Origin of the sequence: Pseudooceanicola batsensis HTCC2597, from assembly GCF_000152725.1 — a bacterium.
In the GTDB taxonomy this organism is placed as follows: Bacteria; Pseudomonadota; Alphaproteobacteria; order Rhodobacterales; family Rhodobacteraceae; genus Pseudooceanicola; species Pseudooceanicola batsensis.
In genome coordinates, this window is the sequence record NZ_AAMO01000007.1 from 25,865 (window position 1) to 51,015 (window position 25,151).

At 60.9% G+C, this 25,151-nt stretch carries 28 protein-coding genes and 1 pseudogene; 9 read left to right on the forward strand and 20 right to left on the reverse strand.

Going from position 1 to position 25,151, the window contains the following annotated elements:
• Positions 1 to 14: 14 nt before the first annotated feature.
• Positions 15 to 344, reverse strand: coding sequence for a hypothetical protein (locus OB2597_RS22410; protein WP_009803459.1), 330 nt, complete (start codon positions 342 to 344; stop codon positions 15 to 17).
• A 271-nt stretch (positions 345 to 615) separates the two neighbouring features.
• On the opposite strand from OB2597_RS22410, the gene tnpA reads away from it, so the two are divergent.
• From tnpA to tnpC, 6 genes are all read left to right on the forward strand, one after another.
• Positions 616 to 1,029 (forward strand): IS66-like element accessory protein TnpA, encoded by a 414-nt coding sequence (gene tnpA / locus OB2597_RS00135; RefSeq protein ID WP_009803442.1) that lies wholly within the window; start codon positions 616 to 618, stop codon positions 1,027 to 1,029.
• Positions 1,026 to 1,232, forward strand: a complete 207-nt coding sequence (gene tnpB / locus OB2597_RS00140; RefSeq protein ID WP_009803460.1) for an IS66 family insertion sequence element accessory protein TnpB — start codon at positions 1,026 to 1,028, stop codon at positions 1,230 to 1,232. Before tnpA ends, tnpB (OB2597_RS00140) begins: the two co-directional genes overlap by 4 nt.
• 64 nt (positions 1,233 to 1,296) lie before the next feature.
• Positions 1,297 to 2,456, forward strand: a protein-coding gene (locus tag OB2597_RS00150) for an IS3-like element ISOba2 family transposase (RefSeq protein ID WP_238529670.1) whose coding sequence is annotated in 2 segments (ribosomal slippage) — positions 1,297 to 1,546 and positions 1,546 to 2,456 — 1,161 coding nt in all. Because the reading frame shifts where the segments join, the coding sequence is not laid out codon by codon here.
• Complete coding sequence (locus OB2597_RS00155) at positions 2,457 to 2,813, forward strand: transposase (RefSeq protein WP_009803463.1); 357 nt, start codon at positions 2,457 to 2,459, stop codon at positions 2,811 to 2,813. It abuts the gene before it with no gap.
• The gene (gene tnpB / locus OB2597_RS00160; RefSeq protein WP_009803464.1) at positions 2,810 to 3,163 is read left to right on the forward strand and encodes an IS66 family insertion sequence element accessory protein TnpB; all 354 of its coding nucleotides are present in this window, start codon (positions 2,810 to 2,812) and stop codon (positions 3,161 to 3,163) included. Before OB2597_RS00155 ends, tnpB (OB2597_RS00160) begins: the two co-directional genes overlap by 4 nt.
• A 55-nt stretch (positions 3,164 to 3,218) precedes the next feature.
• On the forward strand, positions 3,219 to 4,730 hold the full coding sequence (gene tnpC / locus OB2597_RS00165; protein ID WP_040608808.1) for an IS66 family transposase: 1,512 nt from the start codon (positions 3,219 to 3,221) through the stop codon (positions 4,728 to 4,730).
• Between the two features lie 8 nt (positions 4,731 to 4,738).
• Here the strand turns inward: tnpC and OB2597_RS00170 are convergent.
• From OB2597_RS00170 to OB2597_RS00190, 5 genes and pseudogenes are all read right to left on the reverse strand, one after another.
• Positions 4,739 to 6,814 (reverse strand): annotated as a pseudogene (locus OB2597_RS00170) (VirB4 family type IV secretion/conjugal transfer ATPase); the annotation flags it as partial.
• Positions 6,804 to 7,082 carry a type IV secretion system protein VirB3 gene (locus tag OB2597_RS00175; protein WP_009803467.1) on the reverse strand — a complete coding sequence of 93 codons (279 nt, stop codon included), beginning with the start codon at positions 7,080 to 7,082 and terminating at the stop codon, positions 6,804 to 6,806. The pseudogene OB2597_RS00170 and the gene OB2597_RS00175, both read right to left, overlap by 11 nt.
• 12 nt (positions 7,083 to 7,094) lie before the next feature.
• Complete coding sequence (locus tag OB2597_RS00180) at positions 7,095 to 7,385, reverse strand: TrbC/VirB2 family protein (RefSeq protein WP_009803468.1); 291 nt, start codon at positions 7,383 to 7,385, stop codon at positions 7,095 to 7,097.
• Positions 7,382 to 8,002 carry a lytic transglycosylase domain-containing protein gene (locus tag OB2597_RS00185; RefSeq protein ID WP_009803469.1) on the reverse strand — a complete coding sequence of 207 codons (621 nt, stop codon included), beginning with the start codon at positions 8,000 to 8,002 and terminating at the stop codon, positions 7,382 to 7,384. Before OB2597_RS00185 ends, OB2597_RS00180 begins: the two co-directional genes overlap by 4 nt.
• Positions 8,003 to 8,045: 43 nt before the next feature.
• Positions 8,046 to 8,402: a hypothetical protein gene (locus OB2597_RS00190; RefSeq protein ID WP_028093938.1), complete on the reverse strand. Its 357-nt coding sequence runs from the start codon at positions 8,400 to 8,402 to the stop codon at positions 8,046 to 8,048.
• 201 nt (positions 8,403 to 8,603) lie between these two features.
• On the opposite strand from OB2597_RS00190, the gene OB2597_RS00195 reads away from it, so the two are divergent.
• Positions 8,604 to 8,867 carry a hypothetical protein gene (locus OB2597_RS00195; protein WP_202076281.1) on the forward strand — a complete coding sequence of 88 codons (264 nt, stop codon included), beginning with the start codon at positions 8,604 to 8,606 and terminating at the stop codon, positions 8,865 to 8,867.
• 156 nt (positions 8,868 to 9,023) lie between these two features.
• Entirely contained in the window at positions 9,024 to 9,281 is a 258-nt protein-coding gene (locus OB2597_RS00200; protein ID WP_009803472.1) for a helix-turn-helix domain-containing protein, read from the forward strand.
• 140 nt (positions 9,282 to 9,421) lie between these two features.
• On the opposite strand, the gene OB2597_RS00205 is transcribed toward OB2597_RS00200, so the two are convergent.
• The 13 genes from OB2597_RS00205 to OB2597_RS00255 form a co-directional block, all read right to left on the reverse strand.
• Positions 9,422 to 10,168, reverse strand: coding sequence for a hypothetical protein (locus OB2597_RS00205; RefSeq protein WP_040608650.1), 747 nt, complete (start codon positions 10,166 to 10,168; stop codon positions 9,422 to 9,424).
• A gap of 107 nt (positions 10,169 to 10,275) precedes the next feature.
• A complete protein-coding gene (locus tag OB2597_RS21685; protein ID WP_141102078.1) occupies positions 10,276 to 10,530 on the reverse strand; it encodes a hypothetical protein in 255 nt (84 codons plus the stop codon).
• Between the two features lie 208 nt (positions 10,531 to 10,738).
• Positions 10,739 to 11,557 (reverse strand): MBL fold metallo-hydrolase, encoded by an 819-nt coding sequence (locus OB2597_RS00210; RefSeq protein WP_040608652.1) that lies wholly within the window; start codon positions 11,555 to 11,557, stop codon positions 10,739 to 10,741.
• 201 nt (positions 11,558 to 11,758) lie between these two features.
• On the reverse strand, positions 11,759 to 12,325 hold the full coding sequence (locus tag OB2597_RS21125; protein WP_078522930.1) for a biotin transporter BioY: 567 nt from the start codon (positions 12,323 to 12,325) through the stop codon (positions 11,759 to 11,761).
• A 48-nt stretch (positions 12,326 to 12,373) separates the two neighbouring features.
• Entirely contained in the window at positions 12,374 to 13,540 is a 1,167-nt protein-coding gene (locus OB2597_RS00215; protein WP_009803477.1) for an acyl-CoA dehydrogenase family protein, read from the reverse strand.
• The gene (locus OB2597_RS00220) at positions 13,537 to 15,558 is read right to left on the reverse strand and encodes an acetyl/propionyl/methylcrotonyl-CoA carboxylase subunit alpha (protein WP_009803478.1); all 2,022 of its coding nucleotides are present in this window, start codon (positions 15,556 to 15,558) and stop codon (positions 13,537 to 13,539) included. Before OB2597_RS00220 ends, OB2597_RS00215 begins: the two co-directional genes overlap by 4 nt.
• On the reverse strand, positions 15,543 to 16,337 hold the full coding sequence (locus OB2597_RS00225) for a crotonase/enoyl-CoA hydratase family protein (protein WP_009803479.1): 795 nt from the start codon (positions 16,335 to 16,337) through the stop codon (positions 15,543 to 15,545). The genes OB2597_RS00220 and OB2597_RS00225 overlap by 16 nt, the downstream gene beginning before the upstream one ends.
• A 9-nt stretch (positions 16,338 to 16,346) precedes the next feature.
• Positions 16,347 to 17,945, reverse strand: coding sequence for an acyl-CoA carboxylase subunit beta (locus OB2597_RS00230; RefSeq protein WP_009803480.1), 1,599 nt, complete (start codon positions 17,943 to 17,945; stop codon positions 16,347 to 16,349).
• A 4-nt stretch (positions 17,946 to 17,949) separates the two neighbouring features.
• Entirely contained in the window at positions 17,950 to 18,579 is a 630-nt protein-coding gene (locus OB2597_RS00235; protein WP_009803481.1) for a TetR/AcrR family transcriptional regulator, read from the reverse strand.
• 289 nt (positions 18,580 to 18,868) lie between these two features.
• Complete coding sequence (locus OB2597_RS00240; RefSeq protein WP_009803482.1) at positions 18,869 to 19,726, reverse strand: RNA polymerase sigma factor; 858 nt, start codon at positions 19,724 to 19,726, stop codon at positions 18,869 to 18,871.
• Entirely contained in the window at positions 19,723 to 20,124 is a 402-nt protein-coding gene (locus OB2597_RS00245) for an SRPBCC family protein (protein WP_009803483.1), read from the reverse strand. Before OB2597_RS00245 ends, OB2597_RS00240 begins: the two co-directional genes overlap by 4 nt.
• A gap of 390 nt (positions 20,125 to 20,514) precedes the next feature.
• On the reverse strand, positions 20,515 to 21,345 hold the full coding sequence (locus tag OB2597_RS00250) for an SDR family NAD(P)-dependent oxidoreductase (RefSeq protein WP_009803484.1): 831 nt from the start codon (positions 21,343 to 21,345) through the stop codon (positions 20,515 to 20,517).
• Positions 21,346 to 21,370: 25 nt separating this feature from the next.
• Positions 21,371 to 22,555, reverse strand: a complete 1,185-nt coding sequence (locus OB2597_RS00255) for a lipid-transfer protein (RefSeq protein ID WP_009803485.1) — start codon at positions 22,553 to 22,555, stop codon at positions 21,371 to 21,373.
• A gap of 222 nt (positions 22,556 to 22,777) precedes the next feature.
• On the opposite strand from OB2597_RS00255, the gene OB2597_RS00260 reads away from it, so the two are divergent.
• Positions 22,778 to 23,434, forward strand: a complete 657-nt coding sequence (locus OB2597_RS00260; RefSeq protein WP_238529671.1) for an acyltransferase — start codon at positions 22,778 to 22,780, stop codon at positions 23,432 to 23,434.
• Positions 23,435 to 23,542: 108 nt separating this feature from the next.
• On the opposite strand, the gene OB2597_RS00265 is transcribed toward OB2597_RS00260, so the two are convergent.
• The gene (locus OB2597_RS00265) at positions 23,543 to 25,150 is read right to left on the reverse strand and encodes an acyl-CoA carboxylase subunit beta (protein WP_009803487.1); all 1,608 of its coding nucleotides are present in this window, start codon (positions 25,148 to 25,150) and stop codon (positions 23,543 to 23,545) included.
• Position 25,151: the final 1 nt, after the last annotated feature.

Below are 25,151 nucleotides of genomic sequence, written 5' to 3' on the forward strand. Positions count from 1 at the left end.
TTGAAGCTGCCCGTTTATAACGTATCGCGGGTTACTTGGGGTAGATTCCTGCTGAGTGCAGAATAGTACGTTCTCATGAACGTTTTCAGGTTTCCTGACACTATTAAACTACCGCGCTGACACGGGTTCGTCAAATAGGCCCAAGGGGCCCGAAGCTGCATGTGGATGCGGTTGGTCTTGATGTTGTAATAGGCGCGCGGCTCTTCGGTGCTGTCGATCTGCGCGCCGGTCGCGGCAAAGAATGTCTCCAACGCAGGGTCAGCTACGGTGCCAAGATCACGGGGCGGATCGGGCAAGATGTAAAATTGAGCGGGCAATCCCTCGATCTGGTCGGCGTTGAACACGCGGTATGCCTTGGCATGTCAATCGGCACGCAATCTTGACCCCCTATCGGCGTCCAAAAATGACCCCCATGGAGCGCACGGGTAGCTGGCCCGATGCGGTGTAGCCACCATACAGCGCAGCCGTATCGGGCCAGCGTGGGTGTCGGTCATTCTCGGGTTTTGAAGCGCCAGCTCTCGTTGCCGGTTTGTAACCGGCCGGTAAGGACCGCAGCGTATCCCTCCGGCGGAGGCCGTCTGACGGGATTTCGGCGTCGGTGCTAAGTCCGACCTTATGGCCGACCATAAGTTCAGACCCGAGATCGAAGTCCTTTCTGCCGAAGACGTGCCGCGTCGGCGATACTGGGATGATGCGGACAAGATCCGGATCGTAGAGGAGAGCTTTCTGGGGCACCGCCAGGTCTCGGCGACGGCGCGGCGGCATAGTGTGTCGCGCTCGTTGCTGACGATATGGCGGCGGCAGTATCGCGACGGTGAGCTTGGCAACGAGGCGCCGCCTTCGTTTTTCCCGCTGAGGGTTTCGCCCAAGGCGCCTGCGGCAGTGTCCGTTACGGCGCAGGAGGCGCCGCGCGACACCCCGGACGTCCAGCTCGAGATCGTGCTCAGAAACGGTCGGCGGCTTCTGGTCCCGTCTTCGGTGGACCCGGAGATTTTGGCGCGGCTGCTACCTGCCCTGGAGTGCCGATGATCGCCTTCCCGGCGGGGGTGCGCGTGTGGATCGCAGGCGGAGTGACGGACATGCGGCGCGGTATGAACACCCTGGCGCTGACGGTTCAGCAGGGTCTCGGGCGCGATCCGCATGCCGGCGAGATCTTCTGCTTCCGCGGGCGCAAGGGCGACCTGGTCAAACTTCTTTGGCACGACGGGGTCGGTATGTCGCTCTACACGTGACCTGCCCCCCGCGAAATCCCTCACCATGATGTAGAGTCTGCGCCAACTCTGAAGGAGCAGACGAATGCGAAAGAGCCGTTTCACCGAGGCGCAGATAATCGGGATGATCAAGGAGCAGGAAGCCGGTATGCCGACAGCCGAGGTGTGCCGCAGGCATGGGCTGAGCACGGCGACCTTCTACAAGCTGAAGTCCAAGTATGGCGGCATGGAAGTGTCCGAGGCGGCCAGGCTGAAAGCCCTCGAGGACGAGAACGCCAAGCTCAAGCGCCTGCTGGCGGATACGATGCTGGACAACGTTGTCTTGAAAGACCTGCTGGGAAAGAGCTGACGACGTTGACCAAGCGGCGAGACGCGGCGCTCCGAGTGATGCGGGATCACGACATCTCGCAGCGCCGGGCCTGCAGGCTGGTCGGTGTCGATCCCAAGACTGTCCGGCGAGACCGCCCGCCGGACAGTGCTGAGATCCGCAAGGAGATGCAGGAGATCGCCGGCAAGCGGCGTCGGTTCGGCTATCGCCGGATCGGCATATTGCTGGAACGCAAGGGCATGATCATGAACCACAAGAAGCTGTATCGCATTTACCGTGAGGAAGGGTTGTCGGTAAAACGGCGCCGCGGCCGGAAACGGACGCGCGGCACCAGAGCACCGATGCCCGTTGCCGCGTGTCCCAACGCGCGCTGGTCCCTGGACTTCGTGTCCGACAGTTTCGGCGCCTCGCGGAAGTTCCGCATCCTCGCCGTAATCGACGACTGCACGCGGGAATGCCTGTGCCTCATCGCGGACACGAGTCTGTCGGGCGCACGAGTGGCCCGGGAACTCAGCGCCCTGATCCGGGTCTACGGACAGCCGGGCTGCATTGTCAGTGATAACGGGACGGAGTTCACCAGTCGGGCCATCCTGAAATGGGCTGACGAGAACAGGGTGCCCTGGCACTACATCGATCCGGGCAAGCCGCAGCAGAACGCCTTCATCGAGAGCTTCAACGGCAGCCTGCGCGACGAGCTCTTGAACGAGGAGATATTCGACAGCCTGGACGATGCACGCCGCAAGCTGGCCTTGTGGCGCTACGATTACAACACGGTCAGGCCACACTCGTCGCTCGGCAACCAGACGCCGCAGCAAGCGCGGCGGGCGCTTGAGCAAATTGAGGGCTCCGCGCCCGGCGCGCTTGCGCCAGACGGAGAACCGGAATACCCAAATCCAAACTGCAGACTCTCGTTATGAATGAGGGACCGGCAGGGGGCAGGTCAGCCGTCAGAGCTGAAGGCTCGGATTGTGGCGGAGACATTGATTGAAGGCGAGACGGTCAAGGCGGTTGCCAAGCGGTATGAGTTGATCCCCAGTACGGTGTCTGACTGGCGGCGGATGGCGCGACAGGGCAAGTTGGTTTTGCCCAATTTGGACGGCGTAGATTTTGTGCCTGTTGAGGTCGAGGAGATTACCCCTGCGCCTGTTGCCCAGCCTTTGCCTGTCACATCTTCCAGCACGATTGATGTGATCAAGGGCGATGTCATCGTTCGCCTTGATGCAGCAACGCCAACCGCGCGGGTCGCGGAAATCGCACGGGCCATGGGGACGTGATCACGCCATTCCACAATGTCCGGATTTTTGTGGCCAGTGATCCGGTCGACTTCCGCAAGGGTCATGACGGGCTGGCCGCTCTGGTGCAGGGTCATTTGCGACAGAAGCCCTTTGATGGGTCGGTTTATGTGTTCCGCGCCAAGCGGGCGGATCGGCTGAAGCTGATCTACTGGGACGGCAGCGGGCTGGTGATGGCGTATAAGCGGCTGGAGGATAACAGCTTCAAATGGCCCGCGATCAAGAACGGGGTGATGCGTTTGGAACCGGCACAGTTTGAGGCCCTGTTCGCGGGTTTGGATTGGCGGCGCGTGCAGCCCTTGGAGGTCGCAGCACCTTCTGCGGCGGAGTGACTCACAGGGGCGTTTGCGCGGGTCATTCTGCCCTTGTTTTGTTATGGCATTGGGTATGACCGCACCTGATGAATTGCCCGATGACATTGCCGAACTGAAGGCAATTATCCGTGCGCAACAAGATCAGAATGCGCGTCTCGAGGCCCTGGTCACCTCCTTCAAGAAGGCGCTCTTCGGGGCTAAATCCGAGAAGATTGATCCGGCCCAGTATGAGCTGGAACTCGAAGACATCGAAACCGCCATCGCGCAGGTCGAAGCCGAGATCGATGCCGATGAGCGCACCGCGCCCGTGCGGCCCCCAAAGCCTCGCCAGACCAACCGAGGGTCACTGCCCAAACATCTGGAGCGGGTGGAAGTGGTCATTGAGCCTGAGCTGTCCTGCGCTTGCGGAGTCGCGCGTCACGTCATTGGCGAAGATGTCAGCGAACGGCTGGATGTTGTCCCCGCCCAGTTCCGGGTGATTGTCACCCGCCGTCCCAAATATGCCTGCCGCTCCTGTGAAAGCGGGATCGCCCAGGCTCCGGCACCCGCCCACATCATTGCGGGCGGAATGCCGACCGAGGCAACGCTCGCCCATGTGCTCGTCTCAAAATATGCGGATCACTTGCCGCTCTATAGGCAGGCGCAAATCTACAGCCGCCAGGGGATTGATCTGGATCGCTCGACCTTGGCCGCATGGGTGGGCAAGTCGGCGTTTGAACTGACCCCGGTCTATGAGGCCCTGATGGCTGACCTGAAACGTTCAACCAAGCTCTTCATGGACGAAACACCCGCACCGGTCCTGGCCCCGGGGCGCAAACGCACCAAAACCGGATACTTTTGGGCCTTGGCTCGCGATGACAGGCCATGGGGCGGCGAGGACCCACCCGGGGTCGCCTTCACCTATGCACCGGGACGTTCCGGCCAGCATGCAGACAATATCTTGAAAGGCTTCAGCGGCATCCTGCAGGTTGATGGATACGCAGGCTATAATCGCTTGCTCAAACGTCCGACCCAGGAAGTAACCTTGGCCTATTGCTGGGCGCATGCTCGCCGCAAGCTGCATGAGGTAACCAAATCCACCTCAGCTCCAATTGCACAGGAAGGCTTGGCTCAAATCCAGGCGCTCTATCGCATCGAAAAAGACCTGCGCGGTCTGCCTGCCGATCAACGGCTTGCTGCACGACAGGACCGCTCAAAACCCAATATCGATGCATTCGAGCTTTGGCTCGCACAAAGCCGTGCACGCGTCTCAGCCAAATCGCCGACAGGAGAGGCCCTGAAATACATCGCCAAATACTGGGACGGGCTAATCCTGTTCCTCGACGACGGTCGCATCGAACTGGATTCCAACCCCGTCGAGCGCACAATCCGTCCCATCGCCCTCAACCGCAAAAACGCGCTCTTCGCAGGTCACGATGCCGGAGCACAAAACTGGGCAGTTATCGCGTCTCTGATCGAAACCTGCAAACTCAATGGGATCGAACCGCATGGCTATCTGGCTGGTGCCATGACAGCCATCGCCGCGGGGCACAAACAGACCGATATCGACCAGCTGCTGCCCTGGAATTACGTCAGATCCGTGTGATCGGCGCACCGCTTACGCTGGCTCGCATATTGGGTCATCATAACCGCAACCGTGTTCTGTTTTCGGGCGGTCACCAGCCAGTTCGAGAGCCGTTCGGCAAAGTACGGGTTGTCGAGCGCCTTCCAGGCCTCGTCGATCACGATGATGGTGGGGCGACGGTCCTCGATCTCCCGCTCGATCCGGCGGAAAAGATAGGAGAGAACCGCCATGCGCTCCTTCTCGCTCTCGCTGTCCAGAATGCCGGTCAGGTCAAATCCCACGACATCGCCATCGAGGGAGAAGGTGTCCTCAAAGCTCTGGCCGAAGATCCAGCCGTAGCGGCCGTCCTCAGTCCATTCGAGAAGTCGCTGGTGAAGGTCGCCATTGTCGTCGGTCGAGACAAAGAGTGAGGCGAAGTCCTTCCAGTTGCGCAAGGCCGGGTTACTGGCAGTGGCGTTCTGGCGGACCACCTCCTGGATGCGGTTGGTCTGGGCCGGGGTCAGGGGCTTGTCCGGGCGATAGAGGAGCGAGGCGAGCCAGTCCGAGAGCCAGGCCGTGCCGCGCTCATCGATCTCGGTCCAGAGCGGGTTGAGGCCGGTCGCCTGTCCCGCCTTGATCGAGGCATAGCGCCCGCCATTGGCGCGGACGGCCATCTCCATGCCGAGCCGGTAGTCGAAGACGAAGATGCGCGCACCGACCCGCCGCGCCTGTGTCATCAGAAAGGCCGAGAGGACGGATTTGCCGGAACCGGGACGCCCGAGAATGAGAGTATGTCCGCTGGTGGGCTCTTTCTCTGGCGAGCCTTGCTCGTGGTAGGAGAAACGATAGGCGCTCTGTTCCGGGGTCGGGAAGAGCGTGATCTCTTGGCCCCAGGGCAGCTGGTGTTTCTCTTTACCGAGCTGGGTGCGGTGCAGCGCCGCGAAATCCGCGAAGTTGCGGTTGGTAACGGCGCTGGCGCGGACCCGCTTCGGCTGGTTGCCCGGATGCTGGCTGAAGTAATGCGACTTCGCCGCCATGCGCTCGCCGATCATCTTCACGCCTTCTGCGGCAGCGGCGTTCACGATCTCGGCTCCGAGGGACTGCAACTCGTCGAGACTGTCACAGAAGACCGTCACCACCATGTGGTGTTCGCCGAAGCTCTGGCGTTTGGCTTCGAGATCGTCGTGCGCGATGTCGAGTGCCTCTAGGAGCGAGAGGGCGGCGTCTTGCGAGGCTTGCATCTGGCGCTTCTGGCGTTTGATCCGGCCCGCCATCAGGTTCGAATTGATCGGTGTGAAGGAATGGGTGACGATCATGTCGACCGGCAGGTTCAGCATGTCGAACATGGTGCAGGTGGTACCTTCGGCATATTCGCCGATGGTGAAGCTCTTACCGAAGCGATGGCCGACCACGCCGTCAGAGAGCTCGAAATGATCCTCGAGAAACGTCACCCGCGTGTTGGCAACGTTGTAGGCCAAAAACCCGTAGCGGTTGGCGGGATAGAGCGGCAGTTCTCGGCCGGTGTTGAGCGCGCCGAGGAACCCGACCAGTTCGCCGGAGGCTGCTGAGAGAATGCGGGGTTTGAGTTCCGCCAGGCCGGAGGTGAAAACCCCGACTGCCTCTTTAAGCCGCCGGACTCGTTTCGCGGTCTCTTCCTTGAACCGTTCCGGCGCGGAACGGTTCACGAAACCAAGAAAACTCCTGGGCGGTGGGCGTTGGATGATTGTGAGTGTGAGGGTCTTGTCCCGGAGACCTGCCGAGGCCAGCTTTGCGCGCCAGGCAACATCCACCTCCGCCGCGAAGCCGTCACCCTGGACCGAGAGCATGTCCGGGGTGATCGACTTCGAGACCTTGTGCACATAGTAGCTGAACTCCGGCCCGAGCTGCGCGATGATCCGGGCAAAGAGCGCCGTCACCTTGTCGAGATAGGCATCGTCCGTGGTGTAGCTGTTGACCCCGCTCAGCCGTACGCACTGGAAGAGTTCGTTGACCCGGGTGCGGACTGTCTGATCATCGACGAGGCTGACATAGGGCAGCATATGCGCGAGGCGCTTCTCGCGGGCATACCAGTCTGGCATGAGGGTGCGTTCATCGACGGTCTCGTCCAGGGCTTCACTATGGCGCATAGCTGTCGCCCCCGTGGACGGACCGGTTCCGCGTCGGTGGGGTCTCCTGCAGAGACGTCATCATCACGTCGATGAAGCGTGGATCCCAGTCGGCCGCTTTCCAGAGAACCGGATAGAGGACCGCCGCGATCCCAAGCACCAGCATATGCTGCACCCAGACGAAGAGCAGCACCGACCCAAAGAGCCAGACCATGGCATACATGATCGGCAGGCCGAGGAGCTTGGGCGGGCGTACGAGGCCCAGAAAGAGCGGCGATCGTTCTGCCACGTTCGCCTCCTCTCACGACCCGAAGACGGCGGCAACGATGGTCGGCGCGGCGGCAACGCCTGCGATGCCCACCAGCACCCAGAGTGCCTGGCGAAGATCGATGATGTTGAAGAACCAGCTGAGGAACACGCCGAGGACCGCGAGGGTGGCGATGACGACGCCAAGCGGCCCGGTCAGCGCGTCCACGATGCCCTGAAGCAAGCTCTGAATCGGGGAGAGGTCGATGCTCTGGGCCAGGGCCGGTTCTGCCGCAACGATGAGGAGAGCGGCGAGGGTGATCAGGGATTTCGTCAATGGCTTCATGGGGACGCTCCTTCCAGCCGGTTGAAGACGGCCAGCACCCGCTGGACGTGGTTTTGGGTTTCTCGAAACGGTGGTATGCCGGAATGCTCGCGCACGGCGTCGGGACCGGCATTGTAGGCGGCGAGCGCGAGGCGCGCGTCGCCAAACTCGGCCAGCATCAAGGCGAGATAGCGCGCGGAGCCGTCGAGGTTCTGCTTCCAATCGTGAGGATCCACGCCAAGCGCGCGGGCCGTATCGGGCATCAACTGCCCGAGCCCGACCGCCCCGACATGGGAGACGGCGTGCGGATTGTACGCACTCTCGATTTCGATATTGGCTCGATAGAGGTGGAGCCAGTCCGTGACGGTGATATCGGCTGCACGGAGCCCAGGGTGGCTCGCATAGCGCAGTCCGGTCTCCTCGATCGCGGCGAGGATATCCGGGCGTGGTGTGAGCGCGCGAGGAGTCATCGCCGCGACGCGCACCCCTTCACGTTCTTTTGCGCGGCGCTCCTCGCCCAAGATGCGCAACCCGTCTGAGGTCGAGCCAACGCCGACCCCGTCATTGTAGTTGCGCGCGAACCGTTCCTGGGCGCGCGACGGCGAAAGAGAACCGTCCCCCGCCATCACCAAAACCATGTCTGCCGATGCCGGGAGGGCCAGGAAGGAAAAGAAAAGGGCGCTAAGCCCGGCTGGCAGCCATCTCTTCGCTGGAAAGCTTGTGAACCGTCCGCTTGCCCTCTTCCAGGGGCACGTCGGCGTGTGAGAAACCGATCCCTTGCAGGAAGGAGATGACCCCGGTGACGGTCTTGATTTCTCGGATCTTGATGTCGTTGCGTGAGGTTCGGGTCCGGGCCGTGACCAGAAGTTTCTCGATCCCGTCGTCGCTGACAGCGCGCATGATCCAGACCCCATGCCAGTTGGGGCCTTTCTTGAAGGCGTCTTCCTTGCAGACAACTTCGACGCGATAGCCGCTGGCGACCAGATCGCGGAATCTGGGTTCGGTGACCACATTCGGGGCTTCTTTTTCTAGGTCCATCACCCGGATCACGTTCTCCAATAGGGCGAATGACCAGGCTTCAGGTGTTGAAACCAAGTCATACGATGATATAGTATTGACGCACAAGATAAACTTATGATGCGACAAGCGGATTGTTGCTCAATTGACGAATAGACGGTTCCCATGCATTTGATCAAGAAAATAAGGGGCTTGGACGCCTTCAGGTTGTGCGTGTCGATCATGGCACAAGCTATACTTCTGGTCGCGTGCCTGGCAGGCGAAGTCTCCGCCGCGTCCTGTTTGCCGCCGCCCAGGCCGTTCGTGCCAAGCGATTCTCAAGCCGCGCGGGACTATGTCGATCTCATCCGCAGCGACTTTGAGATCTACATGCGGGACATCCAGAGCTACTTTCGGTGCCTTGAGGTTGAGCGCGCGCGGGCGTTCGAAGAGGCGCGCGAGGTGAGCCAGGACTACGGACGCTTCCTGGAATTGATGGACGAGTGAATTGGCCGCGACCTTTTCGAAGGGCCGCCGTCTTGTGAAATCTGGCCGTATCGGCGGCGTGCAGTTCGGAGTCTCTATCATCATGTAAACGCCCACTATCCACTTTTTAGATAATCTATAAGGTAGATTAGCCCTGTCACAAGAGGTTTGTGACACGTGGCGAAAACGATCAGGAGTTCGGGACATGAGGCACTTTGCGACGCTTTGATTGCGGCGCGGAAGGCGGCTGGCTTAACGCAGGCCGAGCTCGCTTTACGTCTCAGATGCCACCAGTCCTTCGTCGCTCGTCTGGAGAGCGGAGAGCGTAGGGTCGACGTAGTTGAGTTGATCGTACTCGCGCGTGCTCTGCAGATCGATGCGGTTACGCTACTGGCAGCGGCCGAGGCGGCGACGGAACTCGATCACCGGATTTAAGACGAGGCGAAGGGCTGTCGCCTCGGATGGTATGACGAAATCAAGCCTCGGTGGGACCGAAGGGCAATGATAACAAAGGATTGTTATGGGACGCTGCGATCCACGGTCTCTAATGCAGGTTTGGTGCAGAGGACAACGTCTTAGTAGTTCACCTGCTCGAACCCGTAATTGCCCTCATAGTCTCGCCAGTCGACGAACACCGAGCGGTGATAGATGGAGGGGCAATGATCGCCCCAACATTCCAAGCCGACATGCGCCTCGGGCAACGCGGCGACGGACGAACGAGACCAGGAAAAATCGCCCTGGATTCCATAGGAACCGAGAAGGACTGTTTCGAAACGGCTGCAATCGCTGTCGCGGGATTCGTGTTGGCGCGCATACCGAACATCGAAGACACGGATCGAGCGGATGAAGTTGAACTCCGGTCCACTGATGTCGATGTCGGCTCGGTCCTGGATCAGATGTAACGCAAACCCGTCAGGGTGAGGTAGTGGGTCGACGCCTTTCGACCGCACGACGGCAGGCAAGAGGGCGCCAGCTTTTTCGGAGTCAGGTTCCGCGAGGCTCTGGGGCAGGGGAGAAGCGTTGGAGAAGAGGATGTCAATTACACGCCGAGTGCGACCGGGGTCGTCTACAGGTTCGAAGGAGGCCCCCATGGGGCAACGCCAGATCTGGAGGGGAGGCTCGACAGGCCATGGCGTGATCCGTCGTATGAACTCTGCACGTGCCCGGGAACAGGGCTCTGATGCCGGCCAGCCGCCGGAGAGGCAGAGCAGGATGGCGCAATCGATCGGGTAGGTCTGCGCCGACGCGCTGTTTCCACCTCCGCTCAGCGAGGCCGTTCCCGCGACGACAGCGAGAAAAAAATGACGAAGGAATTTGCGCATATCCAGGAGCTCGATTGACTGTGATGCAGAATCTGAGGATTACGATAATATACTATCGTCGATCGGTCAAATTCGAATTTTTGGAACTGTCTTGGAGCGCCTTGATGCTACAGCAGATCGGCTGAGCCCCTGAGCGACAGCTCCTCCAAAAGGTCAGTAACCTCATCGGTGGTGACAGTCTTTGCATTCGCAATCGTGTTCCGGCTTAACGGGGGATCGATATGGTGTGCCGTACGTTTGGGATCGAGCCAGAGGATGGACAGTTCTGACGTATTCCAGCGATAGACCCAACCAACGGTTCGATCACTGCGACCGTCAACAAGCCGCGCGACCGGAACCGCTTCTTCCTTTTCGATGCTCACCGGTTCGTGTCCGCCTTTTCTGCTTCGGTTCTTCAGTCCTATTCGGCTGGGACGTTCCCGTGATCTGATTTCGGTCGAACTTATTCCTGGCTCGTTAAAAAGGGGCGACACCGACCGCGTCGGTGCCGCCAGAGGTTCGCCCACAGGGAGGTGGTAGAGGGCGAAACCTATTGAAAATAGGGGAATTTCGTGTTGCGCATAATCATTCTTATGTTAATTTCCAGACCCCGCCATCTTGTACCACCCGCGACTCAGACAACAGCTTCTCCAGATGCGCCGCAACGTTTCGTCCTGCGGCCATTGCGATTTGTGGGTCGGTTTTCTGGTAGACGGAAGCGGCGATATTCTGGACCGAATCCGGGGTGTTTGAGAGGTGGGCGAGGATCTCCGCCTCGCGACGCATGCGGTTGGAAAGCAACCGTTTGACGTAAGGTTGCGGATCCCGGAGTATAGGTCCGTGCCCCGGAAAGTAGATCCTATCGTCGCGCTCAATCAGCCGCTGTAGCTGCGCGCAGTAGTCGTGCATGTTTCCGTCAGGGGGGCTGACGATCGAACTGTTCCAACTCATAACGTGGTCGCCCGTGAAGAGCACTCCGTCAGGTCTCGCGAAACAAAGGTGGTCGCTCGCGTGACCAGGTGTGTGCAGGACGGTAAGACCGGCAATGACCTGTCCGTCCTCCAGAAACCGGTCAGGTCGAAATGCATCGTCAGGGAATGCCCGTGAGGCATAAACAGGTGCGTCTGTCCGTGCTCGCAGGGCTGGGACGACTCCAAAATGATCAGAATGGTGGTGTGTGAGCAGAATCCCGGATGGTTTGGCCCCCAAATTTTCGATGATTGCCCCGAAATGTGTACTGTCTTCTGCTGGGCCGGGGTCGATTATGAACCGACCATCAGGCGTATCAATGATGTAGCTATTTGTCCCGTGGTAGGTCATCTTTCCGGGATTGTTCGCGACGATCCTCAGAATTCCAGGGGCCAATTCGACTCCCTTCGCGCGGCAAGGCTCCGGCTCTGAGAAAAACATGCTGCTTCTTTTCATTGTGTGCGACCAGTTATTGATTGCGAACAATCCGGTTCGCACAGTTTTGTGCGTTGCTCTCGCATGGCGCCGGAAACCTCAGGCTGGCGTCCGGTGCCTACCAAATCTGGCATCGGACCATTTCAACTTATATCGGACTAAGACCGTATGAGACTAAAACAGTCTGATACGGTCTTGGGCTGGCAGTCACACAGCGCGGCGATTATGGTAAGCAGAATACAGAACTACAGCAATTGTCGCCTTCGTCAGATCCCCGATCAGGAATGGGTAAAGCCCGGCGTTCAGCAATTTCTCGCCATAACCGACAAAGCCACCCAACCAGAACAGCCCTGCGCAATACATGAGTATCGAGCCCGAAAAGACCGCGACAGATGCTCTGAATGAAGGCCAAAGTCCTTGCAGTGCTTGAACAACCCAACCGGCAGCCGCCGCTGCAAGTGCGAAGCCTACCAGGTATCCGCCTGTGGGACCCGCGATATATGCCAGTCCTGCCGGAGCCGGAGGCGTGCCTGCGAAGACCGGCAGGCCAAGCAGACCTTCAAAAAGGTATGTCACAACAACAAGACTACTACGCACCGGCCCCAGGAAAAGACCCAGACCCAAGACAACCAAGGTCTGTGTAGACATAGGTACGGGGTAGAACGGCACCACGATTTTGGCGGATATTGTCAGAAGAATTGTGCCGACGAGTATTATCGAGATCTCTCGGGTCAGTCTTGCGACTGATCGGCTTTGAGTGGTTTCCAGATTCATCTTTTTCGTCCTTGTTTCTGTAGATTGTTACTTTTTTGGATAGTAAGCTCACATGCGCTTGGCGACTTCTTCCAACATGACTTCGCTCGCCCCGCCGCCGATGGCCTGCACACGGGCATCGCGTGACATGCGTTCCACCGGTGTTTCGCGCATATAGCCCATACCGCCATGAAACTGGACGCAGTCATAGAGCACGCTGTTCACCAGTTCGCCGCAATAGGCTTTGACCATCGAGACCTCTTTCACGCAGTCACGGCCCGCGGCATCCAAACCGGCGGCGTGATAGACCAGCTGACGCCCTGCCACGATCCGCGTCTGACAGTCGGCCAGTCGCTGGCGCACGGCCTGCTTGTCCCAAAGAGCGCCGCCAAAGGCCTTGCGCTGCTTGACGTAATCCACAGTTATGTCCAGCGCGGTTTGCGCCTCGGCACAGGCCATCGCACCCAGCACGATGCGTTCGTTCTGGAAGTTCTTCATTACCGAATAGAAGCCGTGGTTGACCTCGCCCAAAACGTTTTCGGTCGGGATGCGGACTTCTTCGAAGATCAGTTCGGCAGTGTCCGAGCACAGCCAGCCGGTCTTATTCAACGCCCGGCCCACCGAAAAGCCCGGCGTGCCCTTTTCGACCGCGAACATGGTGATCCCGCGCGACCCCTTGGCATCGGGATCGGTCTTGGCACCGACAAAGTAGAGATCGCCATGCACGCCGTTGGTGATGAACATCTTGGTGCCGTTCAGCACCCAGTCCGACCCGTCCTGCACCGCGCGGGTGCGCATGCCGGCCACGTCCGAGCCCGCGCCCGGTTCAGTCACAGCAACGGCGGTGATCATTTCGCCCGAGACGATCGACGGCATCCAGCGCGCCTTCTGTTCGGGCGTGCCGGCGTTTTCCAGATGCGGCGAGGCCATGTCGGTGTGGACCAGAACCGTGGCCGAGAACCCGCCGAAAGTGGATCGCCCGACCTCTTCGGCCAAAACCACGCTGGACATCACGTCCAGCCCCGCGCCGCCATACTGTTCGTCATAGCGCATCCCCAGCACGCCGAGATCACCCATCCGGCGCAGCACGTCGCGGGGTACCTTGCCCTCCTCCTCCCAAGGCTCGGCCTTGGCGATCACCTCGGCTTCAATGAACCGGCGCAACTGGTTGCGGATCAACTCGAGGTCTTCGTTGAGCGGGCCGGTGACCTGAGTAATGCTGTCTTGTCTGGTCATGTGTTTTCCTCTGGATCGAGTTTGATAAGTGGGGCGTGCCCGGCGACCGTATCGCCGGGTGCACAATAGATTTCAGTCACCACGCCCGCGACCGGCGCGGGCAGGCTTTGCAACAGCTTCATGGCCTCAAGCACCACCAGCGTGTCACCGGCTTTGACGCGGTCGCCGAGTGCGACGCGCACCTCGGCCACGGCGCCGGGCATGGGTGCGGACAACAGGTCAGCGACGCCAGACCCGCCGGTGGCACGTTGCAGATGCTGGTCTTCCAGCGTGCGCAGGTCTGTCGCGGTCATTCCAGCAGGGGTTTGCAGGTGCACTCGCCAGTGACTCGGCGCGCGCGCGACGTAAGCGATGCGCGAAAACGGAACCCCGTCGATGCGTCCGTTCAGACGGTCCCCTGTCAGGGCGGCGGTTTCGACCGTGACGGTCTGGCCGCCTGGCGGCACGGCGGCGAATACTGTTCCGGAGCCGGTCACGCGGATCGGGTCGTCTTTGGTTGTATCCCAATAGGATGCCGCACCGGGCCGTCCGCCAGGGGCGGTGATCCGCCATGACCCAAGGCTTTCCCAGGGCGACGCGCCCGCCGCCGCTGGCGCGAGATGCAGGTGCAGCGCAATCGCGGCAAGGGCCATGTCCCGGGGACCGGGGGTCGGGCGTGTCCAGCCATCGGGGAACATCTCAGGCAAACCCGAGGTATGGTGCCGGAACGCCTCAAAATCCGGATGAGCCAGTAACGCGCGCTGATAGGCCAGGTTCAGGCCGATGCCGCCGACAGCAAAAGCATCCATTGCGACGACCGCCCGGCGGATCGCACCGGCCCGGTCCGGCGCGTGGACGATCAGCTTGGCAATCATGGAATCGTAGTGGTGGCCGACGACCGAACCGCACTCTACCCCAGTGTCCAGCCGCACATCCGCAGGCGGTGCCCAAAGGGTGATCTCGCCCGTTTCGGGGCGGAAATTCTCGGCCGGGTTTTCGGCGGCGATGCGGATTTCAATCGCGTGCCCGTCGAATTTCACATCCGATTGCGCCAGTGTCAGCGGCTCGCCCCGCGCGATGCGCAACTGCCATTCAACAAGGTCGATGCCGGTGATTGCCTCAGTCACGGGGTGTTCGACCTGCAAGCGGGTGTTCATTTCAAGAAAGAAATATTCGCCGCGGGCCGGATCATAGAGGTATTCCACAGTCCCGGCGGAGCGATAACCGATCGCCTGCGCCAGCCGCACAGCCGCCGCGCGCATGTCGTCGCGCACAGCCTCGGGCAGATCGGCGGCGGGGGCCTCTTCGATCAGCTTTTGGTGGTTGCGCTGAAGCGAACAGTCGCGGTCGCCCAGATGCAGCACGGTGCCGTGGGTATCGCCCAGAACCTGCACTTCGACGTGGCGGGCACGGGGCGCGTAGCGTTCAAGGAACACCGCCGGATCGCCAAAGGCCCCCTGGGCCTCCGCCCGGGCGGAGGCAATCGCCTCGGGCGCCTCGCCCAGATCGGTGACAAGACGCATGCCGCGCCCGCCCCCGCCGGCGCTGGCCTTGACGAGAAAGGGGCTGCCTAGCGCCTCAACCTCTTCCAGCAGGCGCGCGTCAGATTGATCTTCTCCGCGATAGCCGGGCAAGACGGGCACGCCTGCCGCTTCGGCAGCCGCCTTGGCCTCGATTTTCGACCCCATCATGGAAATTGCATCGGGTTCCGGCCCGATGAACACAAGGCCCGCCGCCTCGACCGCCGCCGCGAAACCGGCATTCTCAGACAGAAAACCATAGCCCGGGTGCACCGCACCCGCGCCCGTCGCCCGCGCGGCCTCAAGGATGGCCTCGACGTTCAAATAACTGTCCGACGGGGCGGCTCCGCCGATGCAGACGGCATGATCGGCCTCGGCCACGAAGGGCGCGTCGCGGTCCGCCTCTGAGAACACCGCTACGTTTTCCAGCCCCAGTTTGCGGCACCCGCGCTGGATGCGCCGGGCAATCTCGCCCCGGTTGGCGATCAAAACGCGGGTGAAGCTCATTTCACCCGCCATGACGGAACGCCCTTGTTGATGAAGCTGTTGATGCCTTCGATACCTTCCTCCGTCTCCCACGCATCGGCCAGCCGGTCGGCGGTGTAGATCATGTTGGTCTCCAGATCGTGGGACGCGACATAGGCGATCAGCGCCTTGGTATCGGCCACGGCACCCGGCGCGGCCTGAAGGTGATCATGCACCACCCGGTTCACCGTGGCGTCCAGGTCGCCCGGCGCGACAACCTCGGTCAACAGACCGATCCGCTCGGCGCGGGCCGTGTCGAACAACGCCCCCGACAGCATGGTTTCACGCGAATGCACCTTGCCGATGCGGGCCACCACATAAGGCGATATATTCGCGGGCAGAAGGCCCAGTTTGACCTCGGTCAGACCGAAGCGCGCGCCTTCGGCGCCGATGGTGTAGTCGCAGACGGAGATCATGCCGACACCGCCACCGTAGGCCGGGCCGTTGATCCGCCCGATCAAGGGCTTAGGCAGCGTGTCAAGACGGCGCAACAGCCGCGCCAGCGTGGCGCTTTGTGCGACCCTTTCACTACGGGTTTTCTCGACGTTAGAGGCGAACCAGTTGAAATCGCCGCCCGCGCAGAAGCTCTTGCCCGCGCCGGTCAGGACCACAATACGCACATCGTCATCTGCAGCCAGCTTTTCTGCGGCATCGTATAGCTCTGCGATCAATTCGCCATTCAGCGCGTTGTGTTTGTCGGGGCGGTTGAGCGTCAGCGTGGCGACGCCGCGCGCATCAGTTTCGACAAGGATCGTGTTGTAGGTATTGGTCAACTTGAAGCCTCACATTCTGAATACAGGCGTATGGCGACCGGCTTCGGGCACCGATGTCACGATGGCCAGGCACAGGCCAAGGATATCGCGGGTTTGCGCGGGTTCGATCAGCCCGTCATCCCAAAGCCGCGAGGTGGCATAATAGGGATCGGACTGTTCACCATACTGGGCCCGAACCTGCTCCTCGATCAGCTTCATGTCGGCCTCCATCTTGCCCGGGTCGCCCCCTTTCTGGCGGCGCAGTTCCAGCATCACATTTGTGGCGATGTCGGCAGACATGGTGGCCAGTTCCGCGGTGGGCCAGGCAAAGAGAAAATTCGGGGCGAAACCACGTCCGCACATGCCGTAGTTGCCTGCCCCGTATGAGCCGCCCAAGAGGACCGACAGGCGCGGCACCTTGGCAACCGACATGGCATAGACCAGCTTGGCACTGTCTTTGGCAATGCCGCCGCGCTCGGCTTCGGTGCCGACCATGAAGCCCGAGATGTTGTGGAGGAAAAAAAGCGGGATGTTGCGTTGATCGCACATCGACACGAATTGCGCGCCCTTGAGCGAACTGTCGGACACAAGCGCCCCATTATTTGCGAGAATGCCCACTCGATAGCCGTGAATCCGCGCGGTGCCGCAGACCAGCGTCTCACCCCATCCGGGCTTGAATTCGCGGAATTCGCCGGCGTCGATCATGCGCAGCAGAACCTCGCGCATGTCATAGGGCTGTTTGCGATCGGCGCTGATGACGCCAAGCAGTTCCTCTGGGTTGCGCGCCGGCGGCGCGCAGGTTGCATCGGGACCCATCGGGCGCGACTGGCCCAGCTCGGCCACGATGTCGCGCATGAGTGCCAATGCGTGGTACTCGTCCTCGGCCAGATGGTCGGACACCCCCGAAACACGCGAATGCATCTCGGCCCCGCCCAATGTTTCTCCATCAACCTCTTCGTTGATCGCCACCTTGACGATCGACGGCCCGCCCAAATGGATGCGCGCGTTGCCGCGCACCATGATGACCTCGTCCGACAGGGCGGGAATATAGGCCCCGCCCGCCGTGCAGCCGCCGAACACGGCCGAGATCTGCGGCAGACCGCTGGCCGACATGTTGGTCTGGCGGTAAAAAGAATTGCCGAAATGCCGGGCATCGGGGAAGACCCTGTCCTGCTCTGGCAGATAGGCACCGCCGCAATCCACCAGATAGAGGCAGGGCAGCCGGTTCTCGGCTGCGATTTCCTGGGCGCGGATGTGTTTCTGCACGGTTTCGTGATAGAAAGACCCACCCTTCACTGTAGCATCGTTGGCGATCACAACGCAGGGCAGCCCGTGGACGATCCCGATACCGGTCACAATCCCCGCACCGGGCACCTCGCCCCCGTATTGACCGTAGGCGGCAAGCGACGACAGCTCAAGAAACGCAGTGCCCGGATCTACCAGCAGGTCGATCCGTTCGCGGACCAATAGCTTGCTGCGCTTGCGATGCCGCGCGACCATGTCGGGGCGGCCGCCAGCCGTTGCTTCGGCGATCCGCGCGCGCAGCGTTTCGACGCGCTCGCTTTGTGCGGCGTGGTTGCGGGTGTAGGTCTCTGATGCGGTCAGCACCGCTGTTTCAAGACGTGCCATGAAGTCAGGTATCCTGTCTTTGGAGTATCCCGTTGAGGAACACATCGGCATAGCTGCGTGACAACGCATCGGCGCTACCGCGGTCCGGGTCGAACCAGTCGAGCGTGGCGTTGAGCGCGCCGATCAGCATCAGGCGCAGGCGGCGGATGTCGACATCGCGTTTCAGCGCGCCGTCATCTCGAAGCCGGGTCAGAAGCGCGTCCCACTCGGCCTCATAGGCGCGCCGTAGCGGCAGGTTCGCATCCCGCACGGGTTGGGGCACCTGCCCGAAGATACGCACATTGGCCGAGGTGTAATCGCTCAGGTCAAGAAGCGCGCGCAGATGGGCCTGGATCGCAGTCCTCAGGATCGCCTCGGCACCGGTGTTTTCGGGCAAGGCGGACACGGCCTGGCGCATGCTGTCATGCACCACCCGGATGCCCCTGTCGAGAACCGCCACAACGATTTCGTCCTTGGAACCGAAATGGTAATAAATGCTGGCCGCCTTGATCCCCGCGGCCCCGGCGATCTTTCTGAGCGACACTGCCCCATAGCCCTGTTCACGGAAGAGCCGCGCGGAGATATCCAGCACACCGACTCGCCCGACCGCGTTGCGCGGGGTGTCGCAAAGCTTGCTTGGTGTGGTCTCTGTCATGGGGTCGCAATTCGCCTCCGCAAATATCTAACAACTGTTAGGTGGCTGGCGCCAATGAGTCAATCGTTCACGGCGGGCTGGATCGGAAATCGTTAAGACTGGACGGGTTCGCGACAGTGGTCATTCGACCCGGTCACGGCAAAAGCGGGTAGCGAGCCCGCGTAATCAGGTGCCGCGCAACGTATCGGTCTCCGCTTCAGTGACGGACAAAGAGAACATCGAAAACCAAACGAAAACCCGGCACCGGCGTGGCCCGACATGTATCTAGGTCTAAATTTGGTCGTCGTCTTCAGTGTTGAGCACGGGGCCGTTGCGGACCGGGTTCCCTCAGTTCGTCCAGAACCCGCGCCACCAGTTCACCCATGCCGGACGAGAAATCCGGGTTCGTCCGCATCAACCCAGCGGAACGACGGCTACCTTCGAGACTTTGAACCTGCCTGCGTAGGGTATTGATATCGACAGGGGCGCGTGCGGCCGAGAGTTTCTTGGCCTCGGGGCAGCCGATCCGCCCTTGCTTGAGTGCAGGAACAACTCGGCGTTCACAATGGCACGCACCAATGGCTCCGGCGATCCCGCATGTCTGAGACACAAAACCCGTGACCTTGTCCCGCGCACGCCTCAGGCGCTGACGGAAAGCGGCCGCAGAGATCTCGAGGGCGGAGGAAGCTTCAGTGTCGGACAATTCGAAGATTTCACCAAGAATATAGGCGATCCTGAGATCACGACTGAGGCACACCAGCATGGCAAGCGTGCAGCCGATCTTGACCTCGTTTACGGCTAGCGCGAACTCCGGTTCGCTTAGCCCGCTCTCGTTGCTGGAAACCGCGCCATCGGCAAGATCTTCGGCGAAATCGTTGAACTCCAAGCGCATCGATTCCAATTGCCCGCGACGGCGTTCGCGAACAAGGTGTCGGCTGGCAACCTTCAACGCCCAGCCGCCAGCAGCGCCAACATCCTGAACCGTTCCCAGGTGGGTTATGATCTTCACCAGGATTTCCTGGGTTGCATCTTCCGCGTCAGAGCGGTTCGCAAGCATTCGCATCGCGAGGTTGAAAACCGGCCGTTGCGCGCAGCGCGCGATCTCCTCGAGGGCGGCGCGGTTTCCCTCCCGCGCCGCCAGGACCACATTTGGATCAAGCTTGATCATGCTTCCAATTGGCCTTTCAACGAGATGAGCTCGTTTGCCAGGAGTTCCATTTGCGCGCTCAGAGTTCCCTCGAGGGCCTCAAGGGGAACCGGCGGAGCCATGAGGACAAACGAATAGACCGCCCCGTTGTCACCGTTCGGCGTGACGCGCGAGAAGGAAACCCCCTCGGACCCATCGGGAAAGGTCATGTACCAATCAACGGTGCCCCGGTCGGCATCGGTGACGGTGTTGAGCTTGATGGGCGCAACGCCGTTGGGAGTGACCAGGTCGGCGGTCTCATCGTCTGCGCGTTCAAAGGCATTTGTCCACTTCGGCAGGTTGGCCGGCTTCGAGACGAAATCGAACACGGCAGCGGCGGCTTTGTCGATTGACACGGATTGGACGTCAAAGGTTTTCATAGGTTCCTCCTGGAATTTAGGCACCCGATCATTCGGTCTGCAACAGGTAAGGAGGAAGCGAGGAGGCAAAGCGTGACAAACTTTTTTGGTCCTGGGCTCTTTTTTTGAACGCGCATGAGAACTAATCGAGAGACAGCGCAAATAATGTAGTTCAATCACTTGCGTCGAACAGTCGAGGTGGCCAATAGGGTATCAGCTAGCGAATACAAACTCTGCCCTGCATCCGCCTTATTCGAGGCCAGCGCGGCGGGAAAATTCTCTCAGTTTAGGACCGGCGACTATTCGCCCGCTCCGGGTTGACTGCCGCCATCCAGTGCTTTCGCTTGGGGTACATGCCTCGTGACCTCACGTCTGCTTGAGTGCAAATTGCAGGACCCAGGACTCGTAGTGTTAGATCACGAAACCGCCACCGCAGATGATGTGCTGGCCTGAAATGAAGTTCGATTCCGGCGCACAGAACAGATAGACGGCACCGGCAGCTTCTTCCGGAGTGCCGACCCGGCCCAGCGGGATCATGCGCTCCATCTGGGACAGGAGATCGGGATTCACGCCGACCTTGATCTCTTTTTCTTCGACCTTGATCGTGCTGTCGCCATCCGCGCTGCCTTCGGTCAGGCGGGTGCGAATCGGGCCGAAGGCGACGGCGTTGACGTTGACCTTATAGCGGCCCCATTCCTTGGCCATCGTCCGGGTGACCCCTAGGATACCGGCCTTAGCGGCGGAATAGTTGATCTGGCCAGCATTGCCGCCGGTCCCCGCGATGGACGAGATATTCACCACCTTGCGGAACACTTCCTGCCCGGCGGCGGCCTCTTGCTTGGCCTTGGCGCTGATCACCGGCTGGGCGGCGCGCATGATCTTGAAGGGCGCGGTCAGGTGAACGTCGATGATCGCCTGCCACTGGTCGTCGGTCATCTTCTGAACAACGCTGTCCCAGGTGTAGCCGGCGTTGTTGACGATGATGTCGAGCCCGCCAAAGCTGTCCACGCCGGTCTTGACGAACCGTTCGGCAAAACCGTCTTCGGTCACGCTGCCGGCGCAGACCACGGCCTCGCCGCCGGTGTTGCGAATGGCTTCGGCGGTTTCATTGGCCGGGTCCGCATCCAGATCGTTGATCACCAGCCGGGCCCCTTCCGAGGCCAGCTTGAGCGCGATTTCGCGGCCAATGCCACGGCCCGAACCGGAAACCAGGGCGACGCGCCCGTCGAGTTTTCCTGTCATGATGTTTCCTCCTGAAAGGTATTGTTCACGCTTTTTCGTAAAGCGTGGTGACACAGGCCCCGCCGAGGCCCAGATTGTGCTGAAGCGCCAGACGTGCGCCATCAACCTGGCGCGCATCTGCCTGGCCGCGAAGCTGCTGAACGAGCTCGGTACATTGCGCTAGGCCGGTCGCCCCAAGCGGATGGCCTTTGGACAAAAGACCGCCCGACGGGTTGGTCACGTATTTTCCGCCGTAGGTGTTGTCGCCATCATCAACGAATTTCGCCGCTTCGCCGCGACCGCAAAGACCAAGCGCTTCATAGGTGATCAGCTCGTTGTGGGCGAAACAGTCGTGCAGTTCGACCACATCCACGTCCTCAGGCCCGATGCCCGCCGCCTCGTAGACCTGATCGGCGGCGCGCTTGGCCATCGAGAAGCCGACAACCTCGCGCATGTCATGGGCTTCGAAAGTTTCCGGCCCGTCCGTTGTCATGGCCTGCGCCGCGATCCGAACGGAACTGTCCAGTCCGTGCTTGTCGGCGAATTCCTTGGAACAGACGATCGCCGCCGCCGCGCCACAGGTTGGCGGGCAGGCCATCAGCCTGGTCATGACACCGGGCCAGACGACCTGCGCGGCCATGACGTCGTCCGCCGTCACTTCCTGCCGGAACAGGGCAACCGGATTCCTGGCCGCATGGCGGCTGGCCTTGGCGCGGATTTTTGCAAAGGTATCCAGCGTCGTGCCGAACTCTTCCATATGCGCCTTGCCCGCGCCGCCAAAATAGCGCAGCGCCAGCGGGATCTCCGAATTACCGACCAGATCGTCGGTTTCTTCGTCGAAGGCCGCGAACGGGCTGACCCGATCTTGGAACATCGCGCCGATTGCGCCGGGCTGCATCTGTTCGAACCCGAGTGCCAGCGCACATTCCACCGCGCCGCTTTCGACAGCCTGGCGGGCCAGGAACAGGGCCGACGACCCGGTTGAGCAGTTGTTGTTCACATTCAGAACCGGGATGCCGGTCATGCCGACCTGGTACAAGGCCCGCTGGCCACAGGTGCTGTCGCCATAGACATAGCCCACATAGGCCTGCTGGACCCTCTCGTAGTCCAACCCCGCGTCGGCCAGGGCAGCCTTGGTCGCCGCGGTCGCCATCACATCGTAGCTTTCTGATTTTCCCGGCTTCTGGAACGGGACCATTCCGACGCCGACGACATGAGCCTTGTCTGTCATTTCTCACTCTCCCATGCTTGGAATGGCTGTTTCGAATGCTGCGCCATGTCCATTTTCTACCGCTTGTTAGATTTTAGCTTCCGGCATTGGAAACTGTCAACATCGTCACTGTTTGACGTTGGGTGCTTGCGCTATTTTCTAACATATGCTTGATAATTTTAACCGCATATTCTGGCGGGTACACGTTCTGGACGCGAGCCCGGCAACACGCGCGGTGAACGATTGATACGTGTTCCGCCGACACAGAGTCCACAGAAGGTAACGAGAATGGCTTATTGTTACGAATTCAAAGGGTTTGTGCCTGTCGTGCCCGAGGATTCATATGTCCATCCCCAGGCGGTTCTGATCGGAAACGTCATCCTCGGTCATGGATGCTATATCGGACCCGGAGCAAGTCTGCGGGGCGATTTCGGCAAAATCGTGATCGGGGATGGCGCCAATGTGCAGGACAACTGCATCATCCATTCCTTTCCCGGCCGCGACGCGGTGGTGGAGACCGATGGTCATATCGGTCACGGCGCGATCCTGCACGGTTGCACGGTTGGCCGGAACGCTCTTGTCGGGATGAATGCCGTCATCATGGACGGCGTGGAGCTTGGGGCGGAATCAATCGTCGGGGCGCAGGCCTTCGTGCGGGGCGAAACGGTGATACGGCCGCGTTCGATGGTGGTCGGATCGCCGGCGAAGGTGATCCGAGAAGTCAGCGAGAAAGAGGTTGCGTGGAAGACACGCGGCACTGCCGAGTATCAGCAACTTGCGCGCGACTGCCTGGTCGGATTGAGGCCCGTCACGCCGCTGAAAGCGGTCGAGCCGGACCGCCCGGAAATGTCGGCCTCTGACGTCGTTTCCATACAGGAAGCGCGGCAGACGCCGTCCTGAGTTGACAGCTTCGCGGTCTTCCCCGGTGCCGAAAGCGCCGGGTGGTATCGTCTTGGCGCGGGGGCGGCCCCTGCGGAATACCGGCGTGCCGCCCTGCCCCTCAGGCCGTCACAGCCGGAAGATCCCGTAATGCGGCTCGTCTATCGGCGCGTTCAACGATGCAGAGATCGACATGCCAAGCGCATTGCGCGTGTCCGCCGGGTCGAGGATGCCGTCATCCCACAATTCCGAGGTCGAGGTATAGGCCTCGACATCGCGTTTGAATTTTTCCAGCACCGGATCTCGGATCGCGGCGATCTCTTCTTCGCTCAACTCCTTGCCTTCGCGCTGAAGCTGCCGGATCTTGACGTCCGCCATGGTATTGGCGGCCTGATCCGCCCCCATCACCCCGATCTCGGCCTGCGGCCACATGAACAGCGTGCGTGCATCCCAGGCCCGTCCGCACATGCCGTAATTGCCTGCGCCGTAAGAGGCATTGGCGATCACGGTAAACTTCGGCACGACCGAGCCGCCCTGCGCCATCAGCATCTTGGCGCCGTCCTTGGCGATGCCGCGTTCCTCGTATTCGCGGCCGACCATGTAGCCGGTGATATTCTGGAAGAACACCAGGGGCGTCCGGTTCTGGTTGCATAGTTGCATGAAATGCGCCGCCTTGAGCGAGCTGTCGTTGAACAGCACCCCGTTATTGGCAAGGATGCCGACCTTGTAGCCCCAGATATGGGCAAAGCCACAAATCATCGTGGTGCCGTAATCCGGCTGGTATTCGTGAAACCGCGAACCGTCCACGATCCGGGCCAGCACTTCGCGCATGTCGAACTGGGTCTTACGGTCCTTGGGGATGATCCCGTAAAGTTCGGTCGGGTCGTAATAAGGGTCTTCGAAAGCGGCGGTCTCGATGAGGGTTTTCGGCTTGCGCTTCCACTGGCTGACAATTTCGCGCGCCAGCGAAAAGGCTTGCTGTTCGCTCGCGGCGCGGTAGTCGCCGGTCCCCGAGATCGAGGTGTGCATGACCGCCCCGCCCAGTTCCTGCACGCCGACCTCTTCGCCGGTGGCCGCCTTGACCAGCGGCGGGCCGCCCAGAAAGATCGCCCCGGTGCCCTCGATGATGATGTTATAGTCGCTCAGTGTCGGCACATAGGCGCCGCCCGCCGTGCAATGCCCGCCGACAATGGCGAGTTGCGGGATATTGGCCTGGCTCAGCTTGACCTGGTTGCGAAACACCCGCCCGCCCAGGTAGCGGTCTGGAAACACCCCGTGTTGCAGCGGCAGGAAGCCCCCGGCGCTGTCGCAGATATGGATGACCGGCAGGTGGTTCTCCAACGCCACATCCAGAAGGCGCACGATCTTCTTCACGGTATGCGGATACCAGGCACCGCCCTTGACGCTGGCGTCATTGGCATGAATGGCCACCTCGCGTCCCTGCACGATGCCGATCCCCGTGACCACGGCAGCCCCCGGCACCGCACCTTCGTATTCCCGGCAGGCGGCCAGGGTCGAAAACTCCAGAAACGGCGTGCCGGGATCCAGCAGCAGCTTCAGCCGCTCGCGCACGCCCAGCTTGTTCTGCCGCGCAAGCCGGTCGATGTCGCGTTGGGGCCGCTCATGGCGCGCCGCGTGCTGGCGGGCGTGAAACTCCTTCAGCCGCGCGGTCATGGCGGCGTGGTTGGCCTTGTAATCGGGGGCGTTGGTGTCGATCAGACTTTCAATCCTGCGCATT